The following is an 18,323-nucleotide window of genomic DNA, read 5'->3' on the forward strand; positions in this document are numbered from 1 at the left end:
CAAATCAGACCGAGCCGACCGCCGCCCGAGCATCCACACGCCCGGCACCCTGCTGCGTGGTCGGTGCGCCGATATCGACGGCGGTGGCCATGAGAACTGCCTTGATGTCAGCCGGCAGCAGTGTCGGGTTTCGCTGCAACATCAGCGCCGCGACCCCGGCGACATGGGGGCAAGCCATCGAGGTGCCGCTGGCCTCGAGATGAAGCGGATCTATCACCGTCGCGCCGCCGTTCATGTCATTGCCGGTCGCGGATCGCGATGCCACGATATCCACGCCGGGGGCGGTGACATCCGGTTTGTCGCGCCCATCCGGCGTTGGTCCGGGACTGGAGAAGCCGGCCATGTTGTCACTATCATCGCTTGCCCCGACGGTAATCACGCTCTGCGCAATACCCGGACAGCGAATGCGCGTGTCATAGGTGCCGCAACTGTCATTGCCCTCGTTGCCCGCGGCCACCACGAAGGTCACCCCGGCGGTCGAAGCCGCATCAGCGGCGACACATAAAACGCATGTCCCGTCCGGATCGACCCAATTGCCGTTTCTGTGTGAAAAGCCCCAAGAATTGGAAAGAACATCCATCCCGTCCGCCACGGCCTGTTGAATTGCCGCAACGCAGTTGGGAGCGTTGCCGCTGCCGAATTGGTTCAAAAGCTTGTAATCGTGAATGACCGCCCCCGTGGCGACACCACGGAACATCGCGCCATTGCTGGCAACAACGCCCGCGCAATGCGTACCGTGCCCATTCAGATCGCCCAGCCCCTCGCCGGTAAAATCCTGTTGCGTGCCAAAATTCCCGGCAAGTTCAGGATGCGTCTGGTCCACCCCCGTATCCAGAACGGCAACATCCACTTCGCCTCCGTTGATCCCGCTGGCTTCCACGACATCGGCATTGATAAGCGGACGGCTGTTATCCAGATCAATCAGGATTTGATTCTTGCAATGAGCCACCTTCAGAACATCGGCGCGCCCGGCAATATCTGTCAGGCGCTGATCATCGGCCCAGACCACCAGGCTGTGGTTCAGCCAAAAGGTCTGCTCGACCTCGATTTCACGCTCGCCAAAGCTCTTGGCAATCTTTCCCACCACGTCTTCGCCATGGCGGCGATGTTGCATGATCGAACGGCGGCGCTGGCGCCGGTCGAACGCACGGGGCGCGCGATCAGGTGATGTCCTGCCGCTTCGCAGCAAGACCAGCACACGATGCCGGGGAAGCTGGGCTGTTTCCGTTTGGCCAAGCAGGGCGTTCAGGCGCGCCTCTTTTCGGTTGGCCAAGAGGTCGCGCAGAACAATGCTGTCCATTTTAGAGATGGACTCGCTGCCAAACTCGCTACGAAGCTTCTCGATTTCACGACGTTCCGCTCTTTCGAAGCGATCAACGTGTTCCCGGCTTAACTCGGTCATTTCGTGCTCCTTTGGATCATGGTCTTATGGGGTTTTCAGGAATGGCCTGGCGCTCGGTGGAGTGGGTGATCATCACCACGGAAGGATCGTTGGCCATTGTCGCGATGGCCCCGGGCGAAAGTTCAACGGCAACACTGTCGATCAGCCACAGTTCGGTAATCCCGGCACCGCCCAGGTTTTCCAGAGTACCGACCAGGGGCCGTGTGCGTCGGCGGAAGTAATCTTCGCGTGCCTTTGTTTCGGCGCGCCGGAAAGAGGGCGCATTGCCTTCCGTGTCTGGCGCCAAGCGCAATATGACCTGCACCGAGTGCCCATCACCACCGTCTGTTACGGCCTTCGCCAATTCCGATTGCAGCTGCGTGTCCAGCTTGCCCCACGCCGCCTCGGACAAACCAAACGGACGGTTGCTGTTGGTTCCGGTCACGGTGCCATCCTCCTCGATCGCCGCCACGCTGAACATAGCCGGGGCGACGGCACGATCGAAGCGCGGGTTAACGACAATGCCTGGCCCCGGTTCAGGCTCTGCCGAAGGCGCACTGCGCGGGTGTTCCGGCCGGAAACACAGTTCGATCAACGCTGCTTCCTGCGCGCGCATGGCGATTGTAACCATGCCGCTTGCCTGAATCTCGATGACCTGCACCCCCTGCTGCTGCGTTCCTGTCTGGGTCGTCAGGACATTGCCCGCCGCATCAAGTGCGATGATCGTTATGGGCTTTCCGCCAGCAAAGCTCAGCTTGAGGCGGGCCCAGTCAGCGACGACCGGCAGATGGGCAAAAACACCGGCGATAGAAAGCAACAGCTTGGGTGTGCCTTGCGGCTGGAACCCGCCAATGATCTGAAGAAGGCTGCCTTTGGTCGGCAGGAACCGCACTCCGCCAACGTTCAATACCGGATGGCGGGAAGGCAGTTTCTGGCCGCGAAAATCAATGCAACGTTCACGCGGGGGAGTTTCCGGATCGGGCTTCGGCTGGTCAGGGCAATGCGGTTGAATCGCGATGAACGCACAATCATCAATGTACCCAAGCACATCGTTGCGCGGATCATCTCCGCTGAATTCCAGAAATACCGTTACGGCTTCGGCTTCCGCCGTCACGCGGCCCCGCAATTGGCGCCAGGCACCGTCAAGGTCGCCAGTCCACCATTCCACCCAGGGTGCCCGCGGATCATCACCACCGCGCGGGTCCAACCCCAAAGCATAGCTGCCTGCACTGCGGGCTTCTGTTGTGAACCAACACGAGAACTCATAGTCCCATCCCGGGTTCGAACCGAGCGATTGCCACAGGCCAACACGAAGGCCGCGCTGCGCGATGACCCGTTGGGACCTGTCGCCGGTCCGGACGATGCAACCTTCGCAGTCAAAGGCATCGGCGGGGATCGGGGCCAATTGCGGAACGGGATTTCCCTTTCCGGCGTGAAAGGCTGCCAAGTCGGTCAGCCATGCATAGGGTGTCCAGAACCGACCGACATTGCCCGACGGAAGCGAACGGAAACCATCTTCGAAACCGGGATTCAGCAGATGCACGACCCGGACGGTCAGGTCATCCTGACCAAAGGCGCCATCGTCATCCATGACGGTACAGATGGCCCGGAAGTCACCACAGTTTTCATAGATATGTGAGGCGGTCGCCGTGCCTTCGGCTGCCGGTGGCTCGTTCGTCTCCTCGATCAGGGCGGTGCGGGGTTCGCTGCAATCGCCGAAATCCCACTTGGCTGTATGCGTGTCACACCAGCCGGGATCCCGGAAATCGGCGACAAGCGTGATCGGTGTGCAGACATACGCATAAAGATCCGGGCCAGCTTCGACTTTGGGCGGAACATTGGTAACGGTGACACGCAGGGTGTCGATGGCTTCGCCCCCATTGACGTCGCGAATACGCACCGTGACCGTGTATTCGCCATTGTCGCACCAGGCATGGGTCACGGTCGACGTGCCTGTCGCCGCAGGAGGACCATTGGTTTCAGAAATCACGCCGGGTTTGGGCGCGTGGTGATCACCAAAATACCACATGGATTCGTGGGTGTCGGGGTATTCGACGTCTCGGAACCGTGCGACCAGAGTGACCTCTTCGCCCTCCTGCACCGTCAGATCCGGTCCGGCATCCACTGTCGGCGGCACGTTTTCGACGGTAACAAGCGAGAAACTGCGACTGCGCGCGCCGCCCGGCTGGTTGATCGTCAGCGCATGTTTTGCGGTATAGACGCCACTTGCCGCATAGACATGCTGAATCGAGGGCAAGACCGCGGCCGGTGTCCCGTCACCCGGCAACCATTCGTACCCCGCGTCAGGATGTTCATTCACAGCCGCAAGCGACATGGCCGATGCGGCCGCACCCGACCGTGCCCCACCCGAATCCGCCGGGACGACATCCGTTGCTTCGCAACTGCTTATGACAGTGAAATCTCCGGCGATTTCAAGACCGTCGGTATCAATCACGATCGGGTCCGAGAATACCGCTTCGACCCGCCCGATCCTGGCAAGGTTTTCCGGCCAGCCGGTGATGCCCGTAACCGTATTCGTAACTTCATCTGACAGGATTTCGCTGCCCATGCTTTCGGCAATACCGCGGACGACAAGGGCCACGATCACAACGACCAGTGCGCCCAGAATTCCGAAAGCGCCGAACGACAGTATCGCGGCGATTGCCGTCAGCACCCAAAGCAGCACGGATTCTTCGGGATCGACATCGCTGTCGATTTCAAAGTGATCCATTTGCTGCCCGCCGTCTGGGCCCAGCGAACCGTTCGGCTGCCAGCGCAAACCGACGTCGTTGAAAAAGTCGGCATCCACATCAATGCTGCCCAGGATCGCATCCACGACCGTCACTTTGCCCGATATTCTGATCGCCCCCGCCCTGAGGCTCACGTCCAGATCGGTCAGCCGGACTTCGCGCCCGTCAGGTGTAAACGTCTTCGGAAGGTCATCATCCGACAACTCGGCTTCGATGCGCGCCGTTTCAATCGATGCTTCGACCTGGGCCGCGCTGATGGCAATTGCAAAATCCCTGTCGGCCGGAATGAAATTGGCAAGCCCGCCCACGTCACCGCCACCATCATCGTTCAAGGCGATGGCCAGAAACTCGTTTGTCACTCCGACGGTGATACTGTCGACTTCAAACTCTTCGTCCGTTGCCTCCGGTCCCCAGATGTAAACGAAGTCGCGTGCTTCCAGATCCCGGTGAAAGAAGTCGCCGATGAATTCTTCGATCTCGGCCACGGTCGGGGCAGCAATGGAAATCTCGCCCAGGCCACTGGCCAGTTCCTGCCCGCGCGACACCAGTTCGCTGGAAATCTGGGCGTCGAGGTCAATCGCGACCAACGGGATTGCCGCAAGCTGATCGCGGTTATCGATATAGTTGTCACCCTCTGGCCCATATTCCGGACCGGCCGGATTGATCGCGTCCACGGTGACGATGGCCGCATTCAAATCCGTGCGGAACTCTGAACCGACCCGGCTGAAAGGTGCCGTGATGTTGATCCGCGTTTCGATCCCCATGGGATCCTGCGGATTGAAAAAGAGCTGTACGGCCGGACCGACAACAATGTTGAACATCCGCAGATAGACCGGCAGCGAAATGGTTATGTCACCGCCGGACACGGTGGTTTCAATATCGTGCGCCGCAACCGAGTCGTCGTTGAAGATTTCCGCATGGACATCCGTCGTCAACGCTCCCAAGGCAAATGGCAGCGCGGTCTCATCGATGACATGGGGAATGGATGGGAAGGCCGGGTCAATCGGTCCGCCGGGGCCACCGTTCTCATAGGCTTTGTCCACGAATTCACTTGCGAACAATTCGATGTTGGACGCAATCGGATCGCCGCTGGTCAGCGTTGCGGACACCTGGCTGCGAGGCAGACCGTCCAACAGCCATCCCACATCCTGCCGCCCGGGGATCAGACCGATCGGCGCAGCCGCAGCAAGATCGGCCGTCATCGTCAGCATTTGCGCGGAAGGAACCGGGGGATTTTCGATTTCGATCTGGATCAGGACACCAAGTTGAATTTCGGCACCGGTGATGTCCGGGCGCAGGCTGGCGTCCAACTGGTCTTCGGGAATCTGAACCGAACCGTCAGCTACGACGAAACCGCCAAAGGTTTCACCTGCGGCAACATCCATGAATTCGGGAATGCGGCCTTCATCGCCGGGATCATCGTCGCATTCCGCGGACTTCCACGCCCCCCGAATGACCTTTCGCAGGACCTCTTCCGAGGCTTCGACGACAACTTCATATCCTCTTGTATTTGCCATCCTGACGTCCTCGGTCTGACGGCGCGAGGGAATCGCGCCCGGGTGTCTTCAAGCAGTGCCGGTAACAACGGCGCGGGGCGTGATATTGACCAGCCTGCGTTTCCCGGTTCGCACGGCACGATACAGCGCCTCGGTCGCAAAACGCGGTGTCGACGCATCAAGTTGCCGGTAGGCAAGCAACGGAGCGATGATTTTGTGCGCCTTGCCCAGTGCTTCCAGCGGGTCGGGAATCTTCGCGGGCTCGATCAGACTTGGATCGAGCCCGGCGACGGATTTGCCCTTGGCTTTCCCGGGAAACCGGCGCGCGATTTCCGATGCCTTGACCTTGGCCACCTTCACTTTGGAGGTGGAAGAACGCACTTTTCGCGTCGGCAAGGACAACGGAGACAGGTCAGGGCGTTTTGAAGCATCATCGACCAGCTTCAACTCGTCGAAAAGCACCACAGCCAGATCCTGTTCCTGCCCGGGGTCAAATTCATGCCCGGACGCGGCGAAAATCTTTTTCCGCAAGCTTTTGCGTTCGACGATCTGTTTCTTGGAAAACCGCGCCCTGTCCTCCAGCTCGAGCCGACCTGAAAGATCCAGATCGAACCCAAGTTCCTCAAGCGCCAACACGGGGTTAATCAGCGCAGCACGAGCAAGCTCTGGGGTGACATTCAAACGGGCAGCAATATCATGCACTGCTGCCTGAACGTCCTGAAACGTAGCCATAGCAGCCTTCCAATTACGAATAAACGTAACTCTTGAACGCTTGGAACCAATAGAAAGATAATTTGGGAGTCTGCCTTCACGATATATTTTTAATGCGATTCCGTCAATGAGCCCGAGGCGTCGCAAGGCTGACTTGCATCCGATCGCATAACGGTATTTGACGTGTCGCTGGTTGTATCGGACGGGTTTGCCGTGAAAAATGCGAAGGGAATACAGGCCCCGACCATCTAGCGATAACAGCAGTACAGAACCTTCCCGCGCCATGGCCGGGGGTGGTGGTTTCAAGCAAGACCGCCGATCGTGACGTCCGCCAAATTGTGCAAGCAAACCGCGGCCCCGCGCCTTTAAACCACCCACAACACCTCGCGCCCCTCTTCCCCCGGACCACATCACCTGCCATAATGGGGGAAACTCAAAAACAAGAGCAGCACCCATGCCCGACGATCTGTTGACGCCAGAAGCGACCACAACTTATGACGCCTCCTCGATCGAGGTGCTCGAAGGTTTGGAACCGGTCCGCAAGCGACCCGGCATGTATATCGGCGGCACGGATGAGCGCGCTTTGCACCATATGGTGGCCGAGATCCTCGACAACTCGATGGACGAGGCCGTGGCCGGCCACGCCAACCGGATCGAGGTGGAACTGCACGCCGATTACGCCCTGACCGTGCGCGACAATGGGCGCGGCATTCCGATCGATCCGCACCCCAAGTTTCCTGACAAATCCGCGCTCGAGGTGATCCTGTGCACCCTGCATGCGGGCGGCAAGTTCTCGGGCAAAGCGTATCAGACCTCGGGCGGGTTGCACGGCGTGGGCGCCTCGGTGGTGAACGCGCTGTCGGATTCGATGGTCGTTCAGGTCGCCCGCGACAAGCAACTGTACGAACAACGTTTCTCGCGCGGTGTCCCGCTGGGACCTGTCGAAAAGGTCGGCGCCGCCCCCAACCGGCGCGGCACCACAGTCACCTTCCACGCTGACGACCAGATATTCGGACACCACCGGTTCAAACCCGCGCGCCTGTTCAAGTCGATCCGCTCCAAGGCCTACCTGTTCTCGGGCGTGGAAATCCGCTGGAAATCCGCCATCGACGACGGCGAAACCCCCACCGAGGCCACCTTCCACTTCCCCGGAGGCCTGTCGGACTACCTGAAAGAAACGATGAACGGATCGTCGACCTATGCCGAGCAGCCCTTTGCCGGCACCGTGGACTTTCAGGAGAAATTCGGAACCCCAGGCAAGGTGGAATGGGCGATCAACTGGACGCCCTCGCGCGACGGCTTCATCCAGTCCTACTGCAACACCGTTCCGACGCCCGAAGGGGGCACCCATGTGGCCGGGTTCTGGGCCGCGATCCTCAAGGGGATCAAGGCTTATGGCGAGTTGATCAACAACAAGAAGGCCGCGCAGATCACCCGCGACGACCTGATCACCGGGGGCTGCGCGCTGGTGTCATGCTTCATCCGCGAACCCGAATTCGTGGGCCAGACCAAAGACCGCCTTGCCACGGTCGAAGCGCAACGGCTGGTGGAAAACGCGGTCCGCGACCATTTCGACAACTGGCTGGCCGCCGACACGAAATCCGCCGGCGCGATCCTCGACTTCCTGATCCTGCGGGCCGAAGAACGCCTGCGCCGCCGTCAGGAAAAGGAAACCCAGCGCAAATCGGCCACCAAGAAACTGCGCCTGCCCGGCAAGCTGGTGGACTGTTCCAGTTCAACACGCGAAGGCACCGAACTATTCATCGTCGAGGGCGACTCGGCGGGCGGCTCGGCCAAAATGGGGCGCGACCGCAAAACGCAGGCCCTGCTGCCCTTGCGCGGCAAGATCCTCAACGTGCTGGGCGCAGCCAGTTCGAAACTGGGCACCAATGCCGAGATCAACGACCTGACGCAGGCGCTGGGCGTTGGGCTGGGCAGCAAGTTCAACCTCGACGACCTGCGCTATGACAAGGTCATCATCATGACCGACGCCGACGTGGACGGCGCGCATATCGCGTCCTTGCTGATGACATTCTTCTTCACCCAGATGCGCCCGATGATTGACGCGGGTCACCTGTACCTGGCCTGCCCGCCTTTGTACCGCCTGACGCAGGGTGCCAAACGCGTCTATTGTCTGGACGAGGCCGAGCGGGACGAATGGCTGAAAAAAGGTCTGGGCGGCAAGGGCAAGATCGACGTGTCGCGTTTCAAAGGTCTGGGCGAGATGGACGCCAAGGACCTGAAAGAGACCACGATGGACCCCGCGTCCCGGAAATTGATCCGCGTCACCATTGACGAGGACGAACCCGGCGAGACCGGCGATCTGGTCGAGCGCCTGATGGGCAAAAAACCCGAACTGCGGTTCCAATACATTCAAGAGAACGCGCGGTTTGTGGAGGAGCTGGATGTTTGAGGATTGTCAAGATCGTATAGTGACGAAAAACCGATCTATGTATTTGGGCGATCACGTGCTTCCAACGTCCAACCCAGACCACGGAGCAACATCATTATCGAAGCAACTACCGTCGCAGTAAAAACAAGCGCGAAGACTAGTGTGTAGATATTAGATCCGAACAGCTCAATCTGAACAAGTTGCAACAAAGCGACATAAGGAACTGATACTAATACTATTTCTATTGCCGGCCTAAGGATAGCAGTCATCATGTTCTTATGCTTGGACGAAAGAACGGAAAAAACAGGGTAAACTCGATCAATCGAAGACGCATGCAATCGGTGCATCACGTCAGCTCGGGTAAATGATTTGTTGTTTGAAGGATGCCTGAACAGTACTTCCGAAGGACTGTTCGCACGAATGAATGCAAAATATGCATCAGCAGCATCGATCATAAGAACTCTGTTCATGGCATAATTAACGTTGACGATCATCACTATGAACACGACGTACTTTCGAACAAGCGGCTCTTGAACTTTTAAACCAAATAAGGAGATTACTTCCTTATCCACGTGCCCAAAGGAAACCAAAATGGTGAGCGAAACCATCAAGAAAAAGACTCTGTTTGCCGCTCGTGCGTGTAAAGAAACACTGTCAGCTAAGACCTGCGTTCCCTCTGGAAGAAGCTTTCTGTCGCTCATTTAGATTTATGTGCTCGCCTACTCTGATACTTCGTTTTTACGATGAACTCTGAAGTTGCCAACCCCAGCAATTTTCACCTTAAAGCGCATGTCAAAATTCATGTCGAGACCGTAAATCTTAGTGCTTGTACCCAAATCTGAGAGAACCACTGCATTTAATCTGACTGCGGCCTCAACCTACAGTTCTGTATGGTCTCACTACCCTCGCGCCCATGCGCGTGTTGACCGCTTTCATAAACCCTCGCATCAGCTTTTGGCTATTTGATTGGCGCAGCGAAACAACAGGTGCCTCAAGAAACCACAGGATACTGCAAAACAAGCCACTTTAGTTTGCAAATCGGATCAATAACCGGCTTGTTTATGGCCAGCAGACTCGGATTTAACGATTAAGGATTTGCAATGGCCCGCCTTTATGACAGTCGAAAACGTGTTCTCGTAACCGGTGGGGCCGGGTTTTTGGGCTCGCATCTGTGCGACCGGCTTCTGGATCAGGGGCACGAGGTTCTGTGCGTCGACAACCTGTTCACCGGCACCAAGCGCAATATCGACCATCTGCACAACAACCCGCGTTTCGAGTTCATGCGCCACGATGTGACCTTCCCGCTTTTCGTGGAAGTGGACGAGATCTATAACCTCGCCTGTCCGGCCTCGCCCGTGCATTACCAGCACGATCCGGTGCAGACGACCAAGACCAGCGTGCATGGTGCGATTAACATGTTGGGTCTGGCGAAACGCTTGAAATGCAAGATATTTCAGGCCTCGACCTCCGAGGTCTATGGCGATCCGACCATCCATCCCCAGACCGAAGATTATTGGGGCAACGTCAACCCGGTTGGCCCGCGCTCGTGCTATGACGAAGGCAAGCGCTGCGCCGAGACCTTGTTCTTCGATTACCACCGGCAGATGGGGCTTGAGATCAAAGTGGCCCGCATTTTCAACACCTACGGGCCCAGAATGCACCCCGCCGATGGGCGCGTCGTGTCGAACTTCATCATGCAGGCCCTGACCGGCGAGCCGATCACGATTTTTGGCGACGGTACGCAAACCCGGTCATTCTGTTACGTGGATGATCTGATCGAAGGATTCATCCGTCTGATGGAGACCGGCCCGGACGTCACTGGCCCGGTCAATCTGGGCAATCCCAACGAATTCTCGATGAACGAACTGGCCCACGAAGTGCAGGCCATTGTGGGGGCCGAGACCCCTGTCAGTTTCAAGGAATTGCCAGAGGATGACCCGAAACAGCGCCAGCCCGATATCACTCTGGCGCGGACCCTGCTGGGCTGGGAACCCAAAGTGCAACTGAAAGAAGGGCTGCACGCAACCATCCGGTATTTCCGAGACCTTCAGGCCGAAGTCGAGACCTAGGGCCAAGGCCCGGTTTGGGGTCCGGGCAAGACCAAAGCCCCTGACCTGCCCCGGCGCTTGCGGAACCTTCGCAAAGCATCGCCTTATTCGAAATCTGCCTGATCCAGCAGCGTATAGGTGAACTTGTTGCCAAACGCGTCGCGCCCGGCTTCGCATTTCAGCAGAAACTCGGCAAAGTGACGCTGATCCGCGAATACCTGACACCCGGCGGAATAGATCGAATTCGCAGTGTCATCGTCACCGTTGTTTGGCCCCTTGTGCAGATTTATGCCGAACATCCCACTTTGAGGATTAACAAGGTTCAGGTTTCCATCCCTGTTGTTGTCCCGAAACACGGTAACGTTTCCCAGCCTTTGACACAGCGCCTTGTGGCCTCCGGGCCGCCCTCGTTTATGAATATCGATCTTGTAGCAGGACCGATATTGCCCCGGCGCCAGAATGGCCGTCCCATCCGGGTTTATCGGGTTCTTCAGGTAGTGATCGCTGGGATCGGCCGTCATCGGGTAATAGGCAATATCCCAAACGCCAAGAAACCGGTGGAACACCGTCATGACATCATCGAATTTCTTGGGTGAAACCGGGTGGGCGCGAATGCCCACTATGTTCAGGTTCCAATCGACAGTTGGGGTGTCGAAAACCACGTAATCCTTTTGGGACATGACATCCATAATCGCTTCCACAGAGGGTCTGAACATCTCTCAATTCTCCTGAAACAATGCGGCCATGTTACCACAGAAATGAGCGTTCGAAAAAACCGGCCCCTGAGGTTGTCACTGTGCTTGTAGGATTTTCGTTGCCTAACCCGTTGATCCCGTTCAAACTTGCTGAAACAAAAAACCATGATTGAGGTCCGGGCGTCCAAACCCTTTTTGATCGACAACAGATTTGCAGGACGAGAGGACGACATGAAAACACTGACTATTGGGCTGGCCTTTGCCATGCTGGCAACCCAGGCCCCGGCGCAACAGACGCTCAGCCTGGCATCTCCGATCCCGGACGGGGCGGAAACACGGTTTTGCTATTACAAGGGGCTGGCTTATTCCCCGGACTCCTTCATCGTGATCTTTGGCGACAACACCGTCACAGAAACGATCAACACGCGCGAGGAACGCTTGCTGCGATGCGTGAGCAGCGACAAGGGCACCATGCACTGGAAGCCACAAAGCACGTTTCAGGTCGGCCGCTAAGCCAGAGACATCACTGTCGCCCAAGGCTTTTCAGCCGGATCAGACAGCCAATCCGATCAGGGCGACGCCCACGGCCATGAGCACCGCGGCACCCAACCGTCGCGCCCAGTTGCCTTCCTTGAGGAATACGAACCCGATCAGTGCGGCAAAGATGACCGAAGTTTCCCGCAGCGCCGAAACCGCGCCCAGCGGTGCGAAATTCTTGGCGTACAGCACCAGACCATAAGCCGTCATCGATACCAGCCCTCCAAGAATACCGATCATCCAAACTTTGGCTGGCAGGTCTTTGAGGGTCGCACGTTTCCGAACCCCGACAAACCCGGCAATGAACAGGTGCAGAAACGCCCCCCACGCCCAATAGCTGAGCGTGTTGCCCGACAGCCGAACGCCGATCCCGTCAACGACCGAATAGATCGAAATGCAGAACCCGGTGCCCAGCGCAAACATCAGTGCGCTGCGCCCAACGCCCGAGCGCAGAGCTTTCCAATTGCTCAGCTGGATGCCCGCGGCAATCAGGGCGATACCGGTCCAGGCCTGAAATGGCAGCACTTCTCCGACCAGGAACATTGCCCAAAGCGAAACCAGCGCCGGGACAATTCCACGGGCAATGGGGTAGACCACACTCAGATCACCATGCTGATAGGCTTTACCCAGCATGAAGTAATAGCCGAAATGCACAATGGTCGAGAGCAGGATGTAGATAAAGCTCTCTGGGTTCGGCAGCGGCAGCACCATCACCATGACTGCCGCAGGCAGCACTTGACCCAAAGCGACCAAACCCAGCATGGTGGTTCGATCCGCCGCTGTCTTCACGATTGCATTCCACACCGCGTGCAGCAAAGCAGCCGAAAGAATAACAAGGACAACGAACAGGGTCATGTCCGGACCTTTCCCGCATAAGTTTCGCGCCAAAAGGGTCAACTGCCCCATTCACTCGGCGCCATGTCTGCAAAGGGTGGATTGTTGTCAAGCCCGTTTCAGGTCACCTGGGTTGTCAGCCAGGTCTCGATTTTCGAGGCCGGCCCTTCCCAACCCGGTTCCATGAACAGAAAATGCGCATGTTCTTCGACCAGCAAAAAGGTTCCGCGATTCCCATAGCGCGTTGCCAGTGCGCGGCAGGTATCGGGGTTGACAGCCCTGTCTTCGGCACCCGAGACCACCAGAACCGGGCAGTCAACCTTGTCGAAATCAACCTTGATTGCGTGATGGTCATCGAACATCCAAAAGAACATTTCAAACATCACGCGCCCGCTTTCCGCGCCCAATCGGTCGAATACAGCGTGTTGCTGCGCCTCATCCATCTTGTTCAGAGCAAACGGGGCCATCAAATCGAACCCGACCCGCATCGGCTGCTTCCAGAACGGGCCGCCTTCCATCAAGGTGCGCGGTACAGCCCGTTCGTCATCGGTTTCGGGCAAGGTGCCCCAGGGCGCATTGGGATTGATCAGAACGATGGCACTGGCCAAACCACGAGACGCCACTTGCTGTGCCACCACCCCGGCAATGGCATGCCCCAAAATGACAGGTTTGCGGTCCAGCCCCTGAACAAAACCGGCGATGTCATTGGTGTAGTCCATGACACTGGTATCGGTCAGACCCGGGTCGGGGTCCGCTTTCGGATCACCGTCATGGTAACGCAAGGCAGGAAGGTGAACTGTCCAACCTCGGTCCCGCAAAAAGGCCGCGTAATCCTGCATGCACCAAGGTCCGGCAAATGCTCCGTGGATAAGAACGATTTCCTTGGTCATCGAAGTCCCCCCTGCGCTGTTTCCAGTATGGGGATATGGAAAGACGTTACAACTGCCCGTGATCCCTGTTGCAGGACGGGTCACAGGTCCTAAGATCGGACCCATGAGTTTTGTGACCGACAATCAATTGCCCCTGCTGATCCTGTTCTTTGTCATCGGCTCAATCGGCACTGCCTTTCTGTTTCGCAAACCGGCAGGGCACCGGGCGTGGAAGTTGGCTGATCTGGTATGGGTTGTGCTGGGTGGCATCGGGGCGTTGGTCGCTGTCTTGGCCGGACTTTATTCGTCGGACAGCTCGCGTCTGGACCGACAGATCGACGTGGCCTATGCCGCAACGCTGGCATTTGACAGGGATGCGGCCCGGTTTCGCCTGCGGTTCTGTGATCCGGCCTATGATCCCGACACCGCCGTTTTATGCGAAAAGGTTGAATTCCTTTCAGCTTCGACCGCCAGCAACTCGGAACTGCCCCTGTTTATTGCGGTTACGAACGAAGTGGCGCCCTTACAGGGGCTTCACTTCCTGGTTGGGGGTCAGTCCAAGGATGAAATGGACGACATACGTGACATGGCCGCCAAGGCCGATGCTTTTGACATCGACCAGTTCCTTGTCTTCACTTCACTGGACGAAAGCACACAGACCGCCATTGACAACATGCGTCGCAAGGTTCCCGCGATTGCGGGCGACTATCTGATACTTGCGCAGAGCTACGACGACCTGATCGCGCAGGTCGGGAAGCTGAAAGAAGAATGGGAATACCTACAGGACAATGCTCATATTCTTGTCCTGCAAATCGTGGCCCTATGCCTTGTCAGTTTTGCGGCACCGTTTCGGCTTGGCAAATCCGTGGTCGAGCTGCGCACCACGTTCAACGTCGATAAGCCTGCGCCAGAACCTGCGGATCAGCCCCCAGAAAGTAACGAAGAAGAGTCCACAGGTTCCGAGCACCGCGCCGAATCCACCCCGCCCGCTCATACCGCTCCGCACTCGTAAAGGCGCGAGTATTCAGCACCGTTATCTTTGGCAACGCGCGCACCAAAGCCACATCTTCCATCAACGGCTGGTCCGGAAACCCGCCTGCCGATTGATACGCGTGACGCGGAACCAGCAATCCCTGATCTCCGTAAGGCAGTCCCAGCAGCCTGCTGCGCAGATTGGCCCAGCCAGCCACCCAGGCCGGCGCGATCCCGCGCGCGCGGAACGCCAGCCGAAAAGCAGCCGGTTTGCCCGAAGGCAGGTGGGCGCTCACGGTCTCGCTCCATCCCTGTTGCAGCACAGTGTCCGCATGAAGGATCAGCAACCAATCCCCTTTGGCCTGCGCGCAGCCCCGGCGCAGCTGACCACCTCGGGAGGGCGGGCCGGTCACAACCTTCGCGCCGGCCTCTTCCGCTATATCCAGCGTGTGATCGGTTGAGCATGCGTCGCTGACGATCAACTCTCGGATCAATCCGCCATGCAGCCCTTCCATCAGGGCCTCGAGGCAGGCCGGCAAGACGTCAGCGGCATCAAAGGTCGGAATCACAACGGAAATGGGTGCGGGCACGTCTGATAACCTCTGGTCTTGGCATCGGAACTTCCTATATCACGAGGCCTGAGGAAATGACGAGGACCAAGCCATGCCCACCCGCCGCATACTGCGCCTGTCCGGCTCGGATACCGAAAGCTTTTTGCAGGATCTGATTACAAACGACATTAAAGGGTTGGACAACGGGCTGGTCTACGCCGCTCTGCTTACACCGCAGGGCAAGTACCTGGCGGATTTCTTCCTGAAACGAGATGGCGATGGCGTTCTTCTGGATGTGGCCGAACACCTTGCGGATGATCTGGTCAAACGTCTGACGATGTACAAGCTGCGTGCGGATGTGACGATCGAGGGAACCTATCTGAACCTGCAACGCGGCACCAAGGCTGCGCCGGAAACCGCCCTGCCCGATCCCCGCCATCCGGACATGGGCTGGCGCACCTATTCCACAGAACCCGAGGGCGATGACGGAACCAACTGGGATGCGCTGCGCGTCCGGCACTGCATTCCCGAGTCAGGCATTGAGCTGACCCCGGACAGTTATATCCTGGAATCCGGGTTCGAAGCACTTAATGGCGTGGATTTCAAAAAGGGCTGCTACGTCGGACAGGAAGTGACTGCGCGTATGAAGCACAAAACCGAATTGCGCAAAGGTCTGCGACGTGTCGCCGTTCGGGGCTCTACTCCGGCAGGGACCGAAATCACGGCAAATGGCAAACCTGTCGGGACTTTGTACACACAGTCAGGCGGGCACGGGATTGCGTACCTGCGATTTGATCGCGCAAGCGGAGAGATGCAGGCCGGTGATGCCACCGTTCGCCTAGAGGACTAAACCAACCTTGTTGCCTAAACGGCACGTCCGGCACAGCAGCTTGCATCGTAAAGTTTGAACCCGTTGTCCTGCACTGCCACAGTGCAGGCAAACAGGGCAAACCGGATACCCGCATGTTTCGACTTTACTCCGCGATCTGGCGCGCCAGTGCCGGGCGGCAAATCATACTCATCCTGCTGTCCATCGCCATTGCAGGCCTTGCCGCCGTGCCGCTGGAGTTTCAGCGCGACATCATCAACCACCTGACCTCCGATGATGTCGGGATCGAGAAACTGATCCAGTTGGGCATTGGCATGATGGCGGTCATCCTGCTGAGCCTGGCACTGAAATGGGTGCTGGGGTTTCGCGCCGGAACCTTGGGTGAAGATATGATACGCCTGATCCGCCAGCGCTTGCTTTGGCGCTCGACCGACCTGAAGGAAACCGGCGAAGACCTTCGCAAGGGCACCATGACCACAGCCATCTCGGCTGAGGCTGAAGAATTGGGGAAATTTGCGGGCGGCGCTTTCTCGGATCCGGTCGTTCAGATCGGAACGCTGATCAGCGTCATCGGCTATATCTCATCCACGCAACCAGGTCTGGGGCTGATTGCGCTTTCAATGATCGTTCCGCAGATCATCATCGTACTGGCCTCGCAGCGCAAAGTGAACGCGTTCGTGGCGGAACGCGTTCGCATTCTGCGCAGTGCCACGGACCGGCTTACGACCGAGGATATCGAAGCCGTCGAGCGGGACATCAACACCATGTTCGATGACATTTACGACACGCGTCGGCGGATGTTCCTGTGGAAGCTGTCGGCAAAGTTCCTGCTGAGCGTTATCAACGGGGCCGGCACCGTCGGCATCCTGATGCTGGGGGGATATCTGGTCCTGCAAGGGAAAACGGATGTCGGCACCGTGGTTGCCGCCACCAGTGGGCTCAGCCGCATTCAGGGGCCCACTGCCTTTCTGATCGCATTCTATCGTCAGGTCAGTGCCAATCGTATCAAGTACGAACTGATGCTGGAATTGTTCGGCCCGGATCCAACCCGCTATCGCCATCGACCCAACGCATAAGAAAAGACCGCGCGGCGGGTGCCTGCGCGGTCTGATGCGTAACGTGACGAAACGTCACGCGCGTTCGGAATATTCCATAGTTTCAGTGTTCACGACGATCATTTCGTCCTGGCCGATGAAGGGGGGAACCATGACTTTCACGCCATTGTCCAGCAGCGCGGGCTTGAACGAATTCGCCGCGGTCTGACCTTTCACCACCGGTTCGGTCTCGACGATCTTGCAGGTCACTTTCTGCGGCAGCGTCGCGTTCAGCGCCTCGCTTTCGTAGAATTCGACAACAATGGTCATGCCATCTTGCAGAAACGGACGACGGTCACCCAGCAATTCTGCTGGCAATTCAATCTGTTCGTAGGTTTCAGAATCCATGAACACCAGCATCCCGTCGGATTCGTACAGGAATTGCTGATCCTTTTGTTCCAGACGCACGCGTTCAACCTTGTCCGCCGAGCGGAAGCGTTCGTTCAGCTTCGAGCCATTGCGCAGGTTGCGCAGTTCCACCTGTGCAAAAGCCCCGCCTTTGCCCGGCTTTACGTGGTCAACCTTGACCGCTGCCCACAGGCCACCGTTATGCTCAAGCACATTGCCGGGGCGAATTTCGTTCCCATTTATCTTGGGCATTACATAAATCCTTCACAAACGGTTGATGCATCAGTTGCGGTCCCTATATCTGGCGGGATCACACCTGACAAGACAACGACACCTAGTGCTGCACTTGCAGCAAGCCATGCAAGTGACGCAACGCAACTATGCATTTTAGCTGTATCCGAATCGCACCTAATAGGTCATAAGGACCCTCACGCCGAAAATGCAAGAGCAAGAACAACAAGGAAGACGAGATGAGAGATTTCGTTGACGGCACTGCCTTTAACAATGAGCAAGGCAATCGTGCGCGCAAACTTTTCGCGGCCGTTGTCCTGGCTGCGCTTGATGATGCTATCGCCGATGACAAGAAATACGGCAACGGCCCCGAACAAATCGCCCGCTGGGCGCGTTCGCGCGATGGGCGCGAAGTGCTGTCCTGCGCAGGAATTGACCCGAACGAGCGGGTTGTCAGCGGATTGATGGAATTCGTTGGACGCGGTGTCCGCACCTCGGTTGCCCTGTCGCGTGAAGAAAGCGAACGCCGCAACGCTGCACAGCAAGCCGAAGCTGCCTGAATCAGGGCGGATTTGGATTGAACAA

15 protein-coding genes and 1 pseudogene are annotated in these 18,323 nt (G+C 57.8%); 7 read left to right on the top strand and 9 right to left on the bottom strand.

From position 1 onward, the window contains the following. Positions 1 to 4 precede the first annotated feature (4 nt). From ACR0DJ_RS09400 to ACR0DJ_RS09410, 3 genes are read right to left on the bottom strand one after another with little or no spacing between them, the layout of a single operon-like run. The gene (locus ACR0DJ_RS09400) at positions 5 to 1,402 is read right to left on the bottom strand and encodes a S8 family peptidase (RefSeq protein ID WP_480684684.1); all 1,398 of its coding nucleotides are present in this window, start codon (positions 1,400 to 1,402) and stop codon (positions 5 to 7) included. Between the two features lie 16 nt (positions 1,403 to 1,418). Further along, on the bottom strand, positions 1,419 to 5,648 hold the full coding sequence (locus ACR0DJ_RS09405; RefSeq protein ID WP_480684685.1) for a PKD domain-containing protein: 4,230 nt from the start codon (positions 5,646 to 5,648) through the stop codon (positions 1,419 to 1,421). 48 nt (positions 5,649 to 5,696) lie between these two features. After that, on the bottom strand, positions 5,697 to 6,623 hold the full coding sequence (locus ACR0DJ_RS09410; RefSeq protein ID WP_480686247.1) for a hypothetical protein: 927 nt from the start codon (positions 6,621 to 6,623) through the stop codon (positions 5,697 to 5,699). 169 nt (positions 6,624 to 6,792) lie between these two features. On the opposite strand from ACR0DJ_RS09410, the gene parE reads away from it, so the two are divergent. Beyond that, positions 6,793 to 8,751, top strand: a complete 1,959-nt coding sequence (gene parE, locus ACR0DJ_RS09415; RefSeq protein WP_480684686.1) for a DNA topoisomerase IV subunit B — start codon at positions 6,793 to 6,795, stop codon at positions 8,749 to 8,751. A gap of 35 nt (positions 8,752 to 8,786) precedes the next feature. Here parE and ACR0DJ_RS09420 read toward each other — a convergent pair whose 3' ends face one another. Further along, positions 8,787 to 9,431 carry a hypothetical protein gene (locus ACR0DJ_RS09420; protein ID WP_480684687.1) on the bottom strand — a complete coding sequence of 215 codons (645 nt, stop codon included), beginning with the start codon at positions 9,429 to 9,431 and terminating at the stop codon, positions 8,787 to 8,789. A gap of 399 nt (positions 9,432 to 9,830) precedes the next feature. Between ACR0DJ_RS09420 and ACR0DJ_RS09425 the strand changes: the two genes are divergently transcribed. Then, on the top strand, positions 9,831 to 10,799 hold the full coding sequence (locus ACR0DJ_RS09425) for a UDP-glucuronic acid decarboxylase family protein (RefSeq protein WP_480684688.1): 969 nt from the start codon (positions 9,831 to 9,833) through the stop codon (positions 10,797 to 10,799). An 83-nt stretch (positions 10,800 to 10,882) separates the two neighbouring features. On the opposite strand, the gene ACR0DJ_RS09430 is transcribed toward ACR0DJ_RS09425, so the two are convergent. After that, a complete protein-coding gene (locus tag ACR0DJ_RS09430; RefSeq protein ID WP_170346486.1) occupies positions 10,883 to 11,494 on the bottom strand; it encodes a hypothetical protein in 612 nt (203 codons plus the stop codon). Positions 11,495 to 11,704: 210 nt separating this feature from the next. On the opposite strand from ACR0DJ_RS09430, the gene ACR0DJ_RS09435 reads away from it, so the two are divergent. Next, on the top strand, positions 11,705 to 11,986 hold the full coding sequence (locus ACR0DJ_RS09435; protein WP_170346485.1) for a hypothetical protein: 282 nt from the start codon (positions 11,705 to 11,707) through the stop codon (positions 11,984 to 11,986). A gap of 39 nt (positions 11,987 to 12,025) precedes the next feature. Here ACR0DJ_RS09435 and ACR0DJ_RS09440 read toward each other — a convergent pair whose 3' ends face one another. Then, on the bottom strand, positions 12,026 to 12,865 hold the full coding sequence (locus ACR0DJ_RS09440; RefSeq protein ID WP_480684689.1) for an EamA family transporter: 840 nt from the start codon (positions 12,863 to 12,865) through the stop codon (positions 12,026 to 12,028). A gap of 98 nt (positions 12,866 to 12,963) precedes the next feature. Further along, positions 12,964 to 13,734 (bottom strand): alpha/beta hydrolase, encoded by a 771-nt coding sequence (locus ACR0DJ_RS09445; RefSeq protein ID WP_480684690.1) that lies wholly within the window; start codon positions 13,732 to 13,734, stop codon positions 12,964 to 12,966. Positions 13,735 to 13,837: 103 nt separating this feature from the next. Between ACR0DJ_RS09445 and ACR0DJ_RS09450 the strand changes: the two are divergent. Continuing rightward, positions 13,838 to 14,593 (top strand): annotated as a pseudogene (locus tag ACR0DJ_RS09450) (hypothetical protein); the annotation flags it as partial. 7 nt (positions 14,594 to 14,600) lie between these two features. Here ACR0DJ_RS09450 and ACR0DJ_RS09455 read toward each other — a convergent pair. Beyond that, positions 14,601 to 15,275: a TIGR04283 family arsenosugar biosynthesis glycosyltransferase gene (locus ACR0DJ_RS09455; protein WP_480684691.1), complete on the bottom strand. Its 675-nt coding sequence runs from the start codon at positions 15,273 to 15,275 to the stop codon at positions 14,601 to 14,603. A gap of 73 nt (positions 15,276 to 15,348) precedes the next feature. Between ACR0DJ_RS09455 and ygfZ the strand changes: the two genes are divergently transcribed. Together ygfZ and ACR0DJ_RS09465 are read left to right on the top strand one after the other, a co-directional pair. Continuing rightward, positions 15,349 to 16,086, top strand: coding sequence for a CAF17-like 4Fe-4S cluster assembly/insertion protein YgfZ (gene ygfZ, locus ACR0DJ_RS09460; protein WP_480684692.1), 738 nt, complete (start codon positions 15,349 to 15,351; stop codon positions 16,084 to 16,086). Positions 16,087 to 16,199: 113 nt separating this feature from the next. Further along, positions 16,200 to 17,141 (top strand): ABC transporter transmembrane domain-containing protein, encoded by a 942-nt coding sequence (locus ACR0DJ_RS09465; RefSeq protein ID WP_257600394.1) that lies wholly within the window; start codon positions 16,200 to 16,202, stop codon positions 17,139 to 17,141. Between the two features lie 54 nt (positions 17,142 to 17,195). Here ACR0DJ_RS09465 and efp read toward each other — a convergent pair whose 3' ends face one another. Next, a complete protein-coding gene (gene efp, locus ACR0DJ_RS09470; protein WP_170346480.1) occupies positions 17,196 to 17,759 on the bottom strand; it encodes an elongation factor P in 564 nt (187 codons plus the stop codon). A 218-nt stretch (positions 17,760 to 17,977) separates the two neighbouring features. On the opposite strand from efp, the gene ACR0DJ_RS09475 reads away from it, so the two are divergent. Beyond that, positions 17,978 to 18,298 (top strand): DUF6280 family protein, encoded by a 321-nt coding sequence (locus ACR0DJ_RS09475; RefSeq protein ID WP_037310273.1) that lies wholly within the window; start codon positions 17,978 to 17,980, stop codon positions 18,296 to 18,298. The last annotated feature ends 25 nt before the right edge of the window (positions 18,299 to 18,323 follow it).

It is taken from the genome of Ruegeria sp. BF10, from assembly GCF_056538725.1.

Excerpts from the sequence above, each read along its gene's own strand:
- ACR0DJ_RS09400 (WP_480684684.1), bottom strand. The coding sequence starts at position 1,402 with ATGACCGAGTTAAGCCGGGAACACGTTGATCGCTTCGAAAGAGCGGAA.
- ACR0DJ_RS09405 (WP_480684685.1), bottom strand. The coding sequence starts at position 5,648 with ATGGCAAATACAAGAGGATATGAAGTTGTCGTCGAAGCCTCGGAAGAG.
- ACR0DJ_RS09410 (WP_480686247.1), bottom strand. The coding sequence starts at position 6,623 with ATGGCGCGGGAAGGTTCTGTACTGCTGTTATCGCTAGATGGTCGGGGC.
- parE (WP_480684686.1), top strand. The coding sequence starts at position 6,793 with ATGCCCGACGATCTGTTGACGCCAGAAGCGACCACAACTTATGACGCC.
- ACR0DJ_RS09420 (WP_480684687.1), bottom strand. The coding sequence starts at position 9,431 with ATGAGCGACAGAAAGCTTCTTCCAGAGGGAACGCAGGTCTTAGCTGAC.
- ACR0DJ_RS09425 (WP_480684688.1), top strand. The coding sequence starts at position 9,831 with ATGGCCCGCCTTTATGACAGTCGAAAACGTGTTCTCGTAACCGGTGGG.
- ACR0DJ_RS09430 (WP_170346486.1), bottom strand. The coding sequence starts at position 11,494 with ATGTTCAGACCCTCTGTGGAAGCGATTATGGATGTCATGTCCCAAAAG.
- ACR0DJ_RS09435 (WP_170346485.1), top strand. The coding sequence starts at position 11,705 with ATGAAAACACTGACTATTGGGCTGGCCTTTGCCATGCTGGCAACCCAG.
- ACR0DJ_RS09440 (WP_480684689.1), bottom strand. The coding sequence starts at position 12,865 with ATGACCCTGTTCGTTGTCCTTGTTATTCTTTCGGCTGCTTTGCTGCAC.
- ACR0DJ_RS09445 (WP_480684690.1), bottom strand. The coding sequence starts at position 13,734 with ATGACCAAGGAAATCGTTCTTATCCACGGAGCATTTGCCGGACCTTGG.
- ygfZ (WP_480684692.1), top strand. The coding sequence starts at position 15,349 with ATGCCCACCCGCCGCATACTGCGCCTGTCCGGCTCGGATACCGAAAGC.
- ACR0DJ_RS09465 (WP_257600394.1), top strand. The coding sequence starts at position 16,200 with ATGTTTCGACTTTACTCCGCGATCTGGCGCGCCAGTGCCGGGCGGCAA.
- efp (WP_170346480.1), bottom strand. The coding sequence starts at position 17,759 with ATGCCCAAGATAAATGGGAACGAAATTCGCCCCGGCAATGTGCTTGAG.
- ACR0DJ_RS09475 (WP_037310273.1), top strand. The coding sequence starts at position 17,978 with ATGAGAGATTTCGTTGACGGCACTGCCTTTAACAATGAGCAAGGCAAT.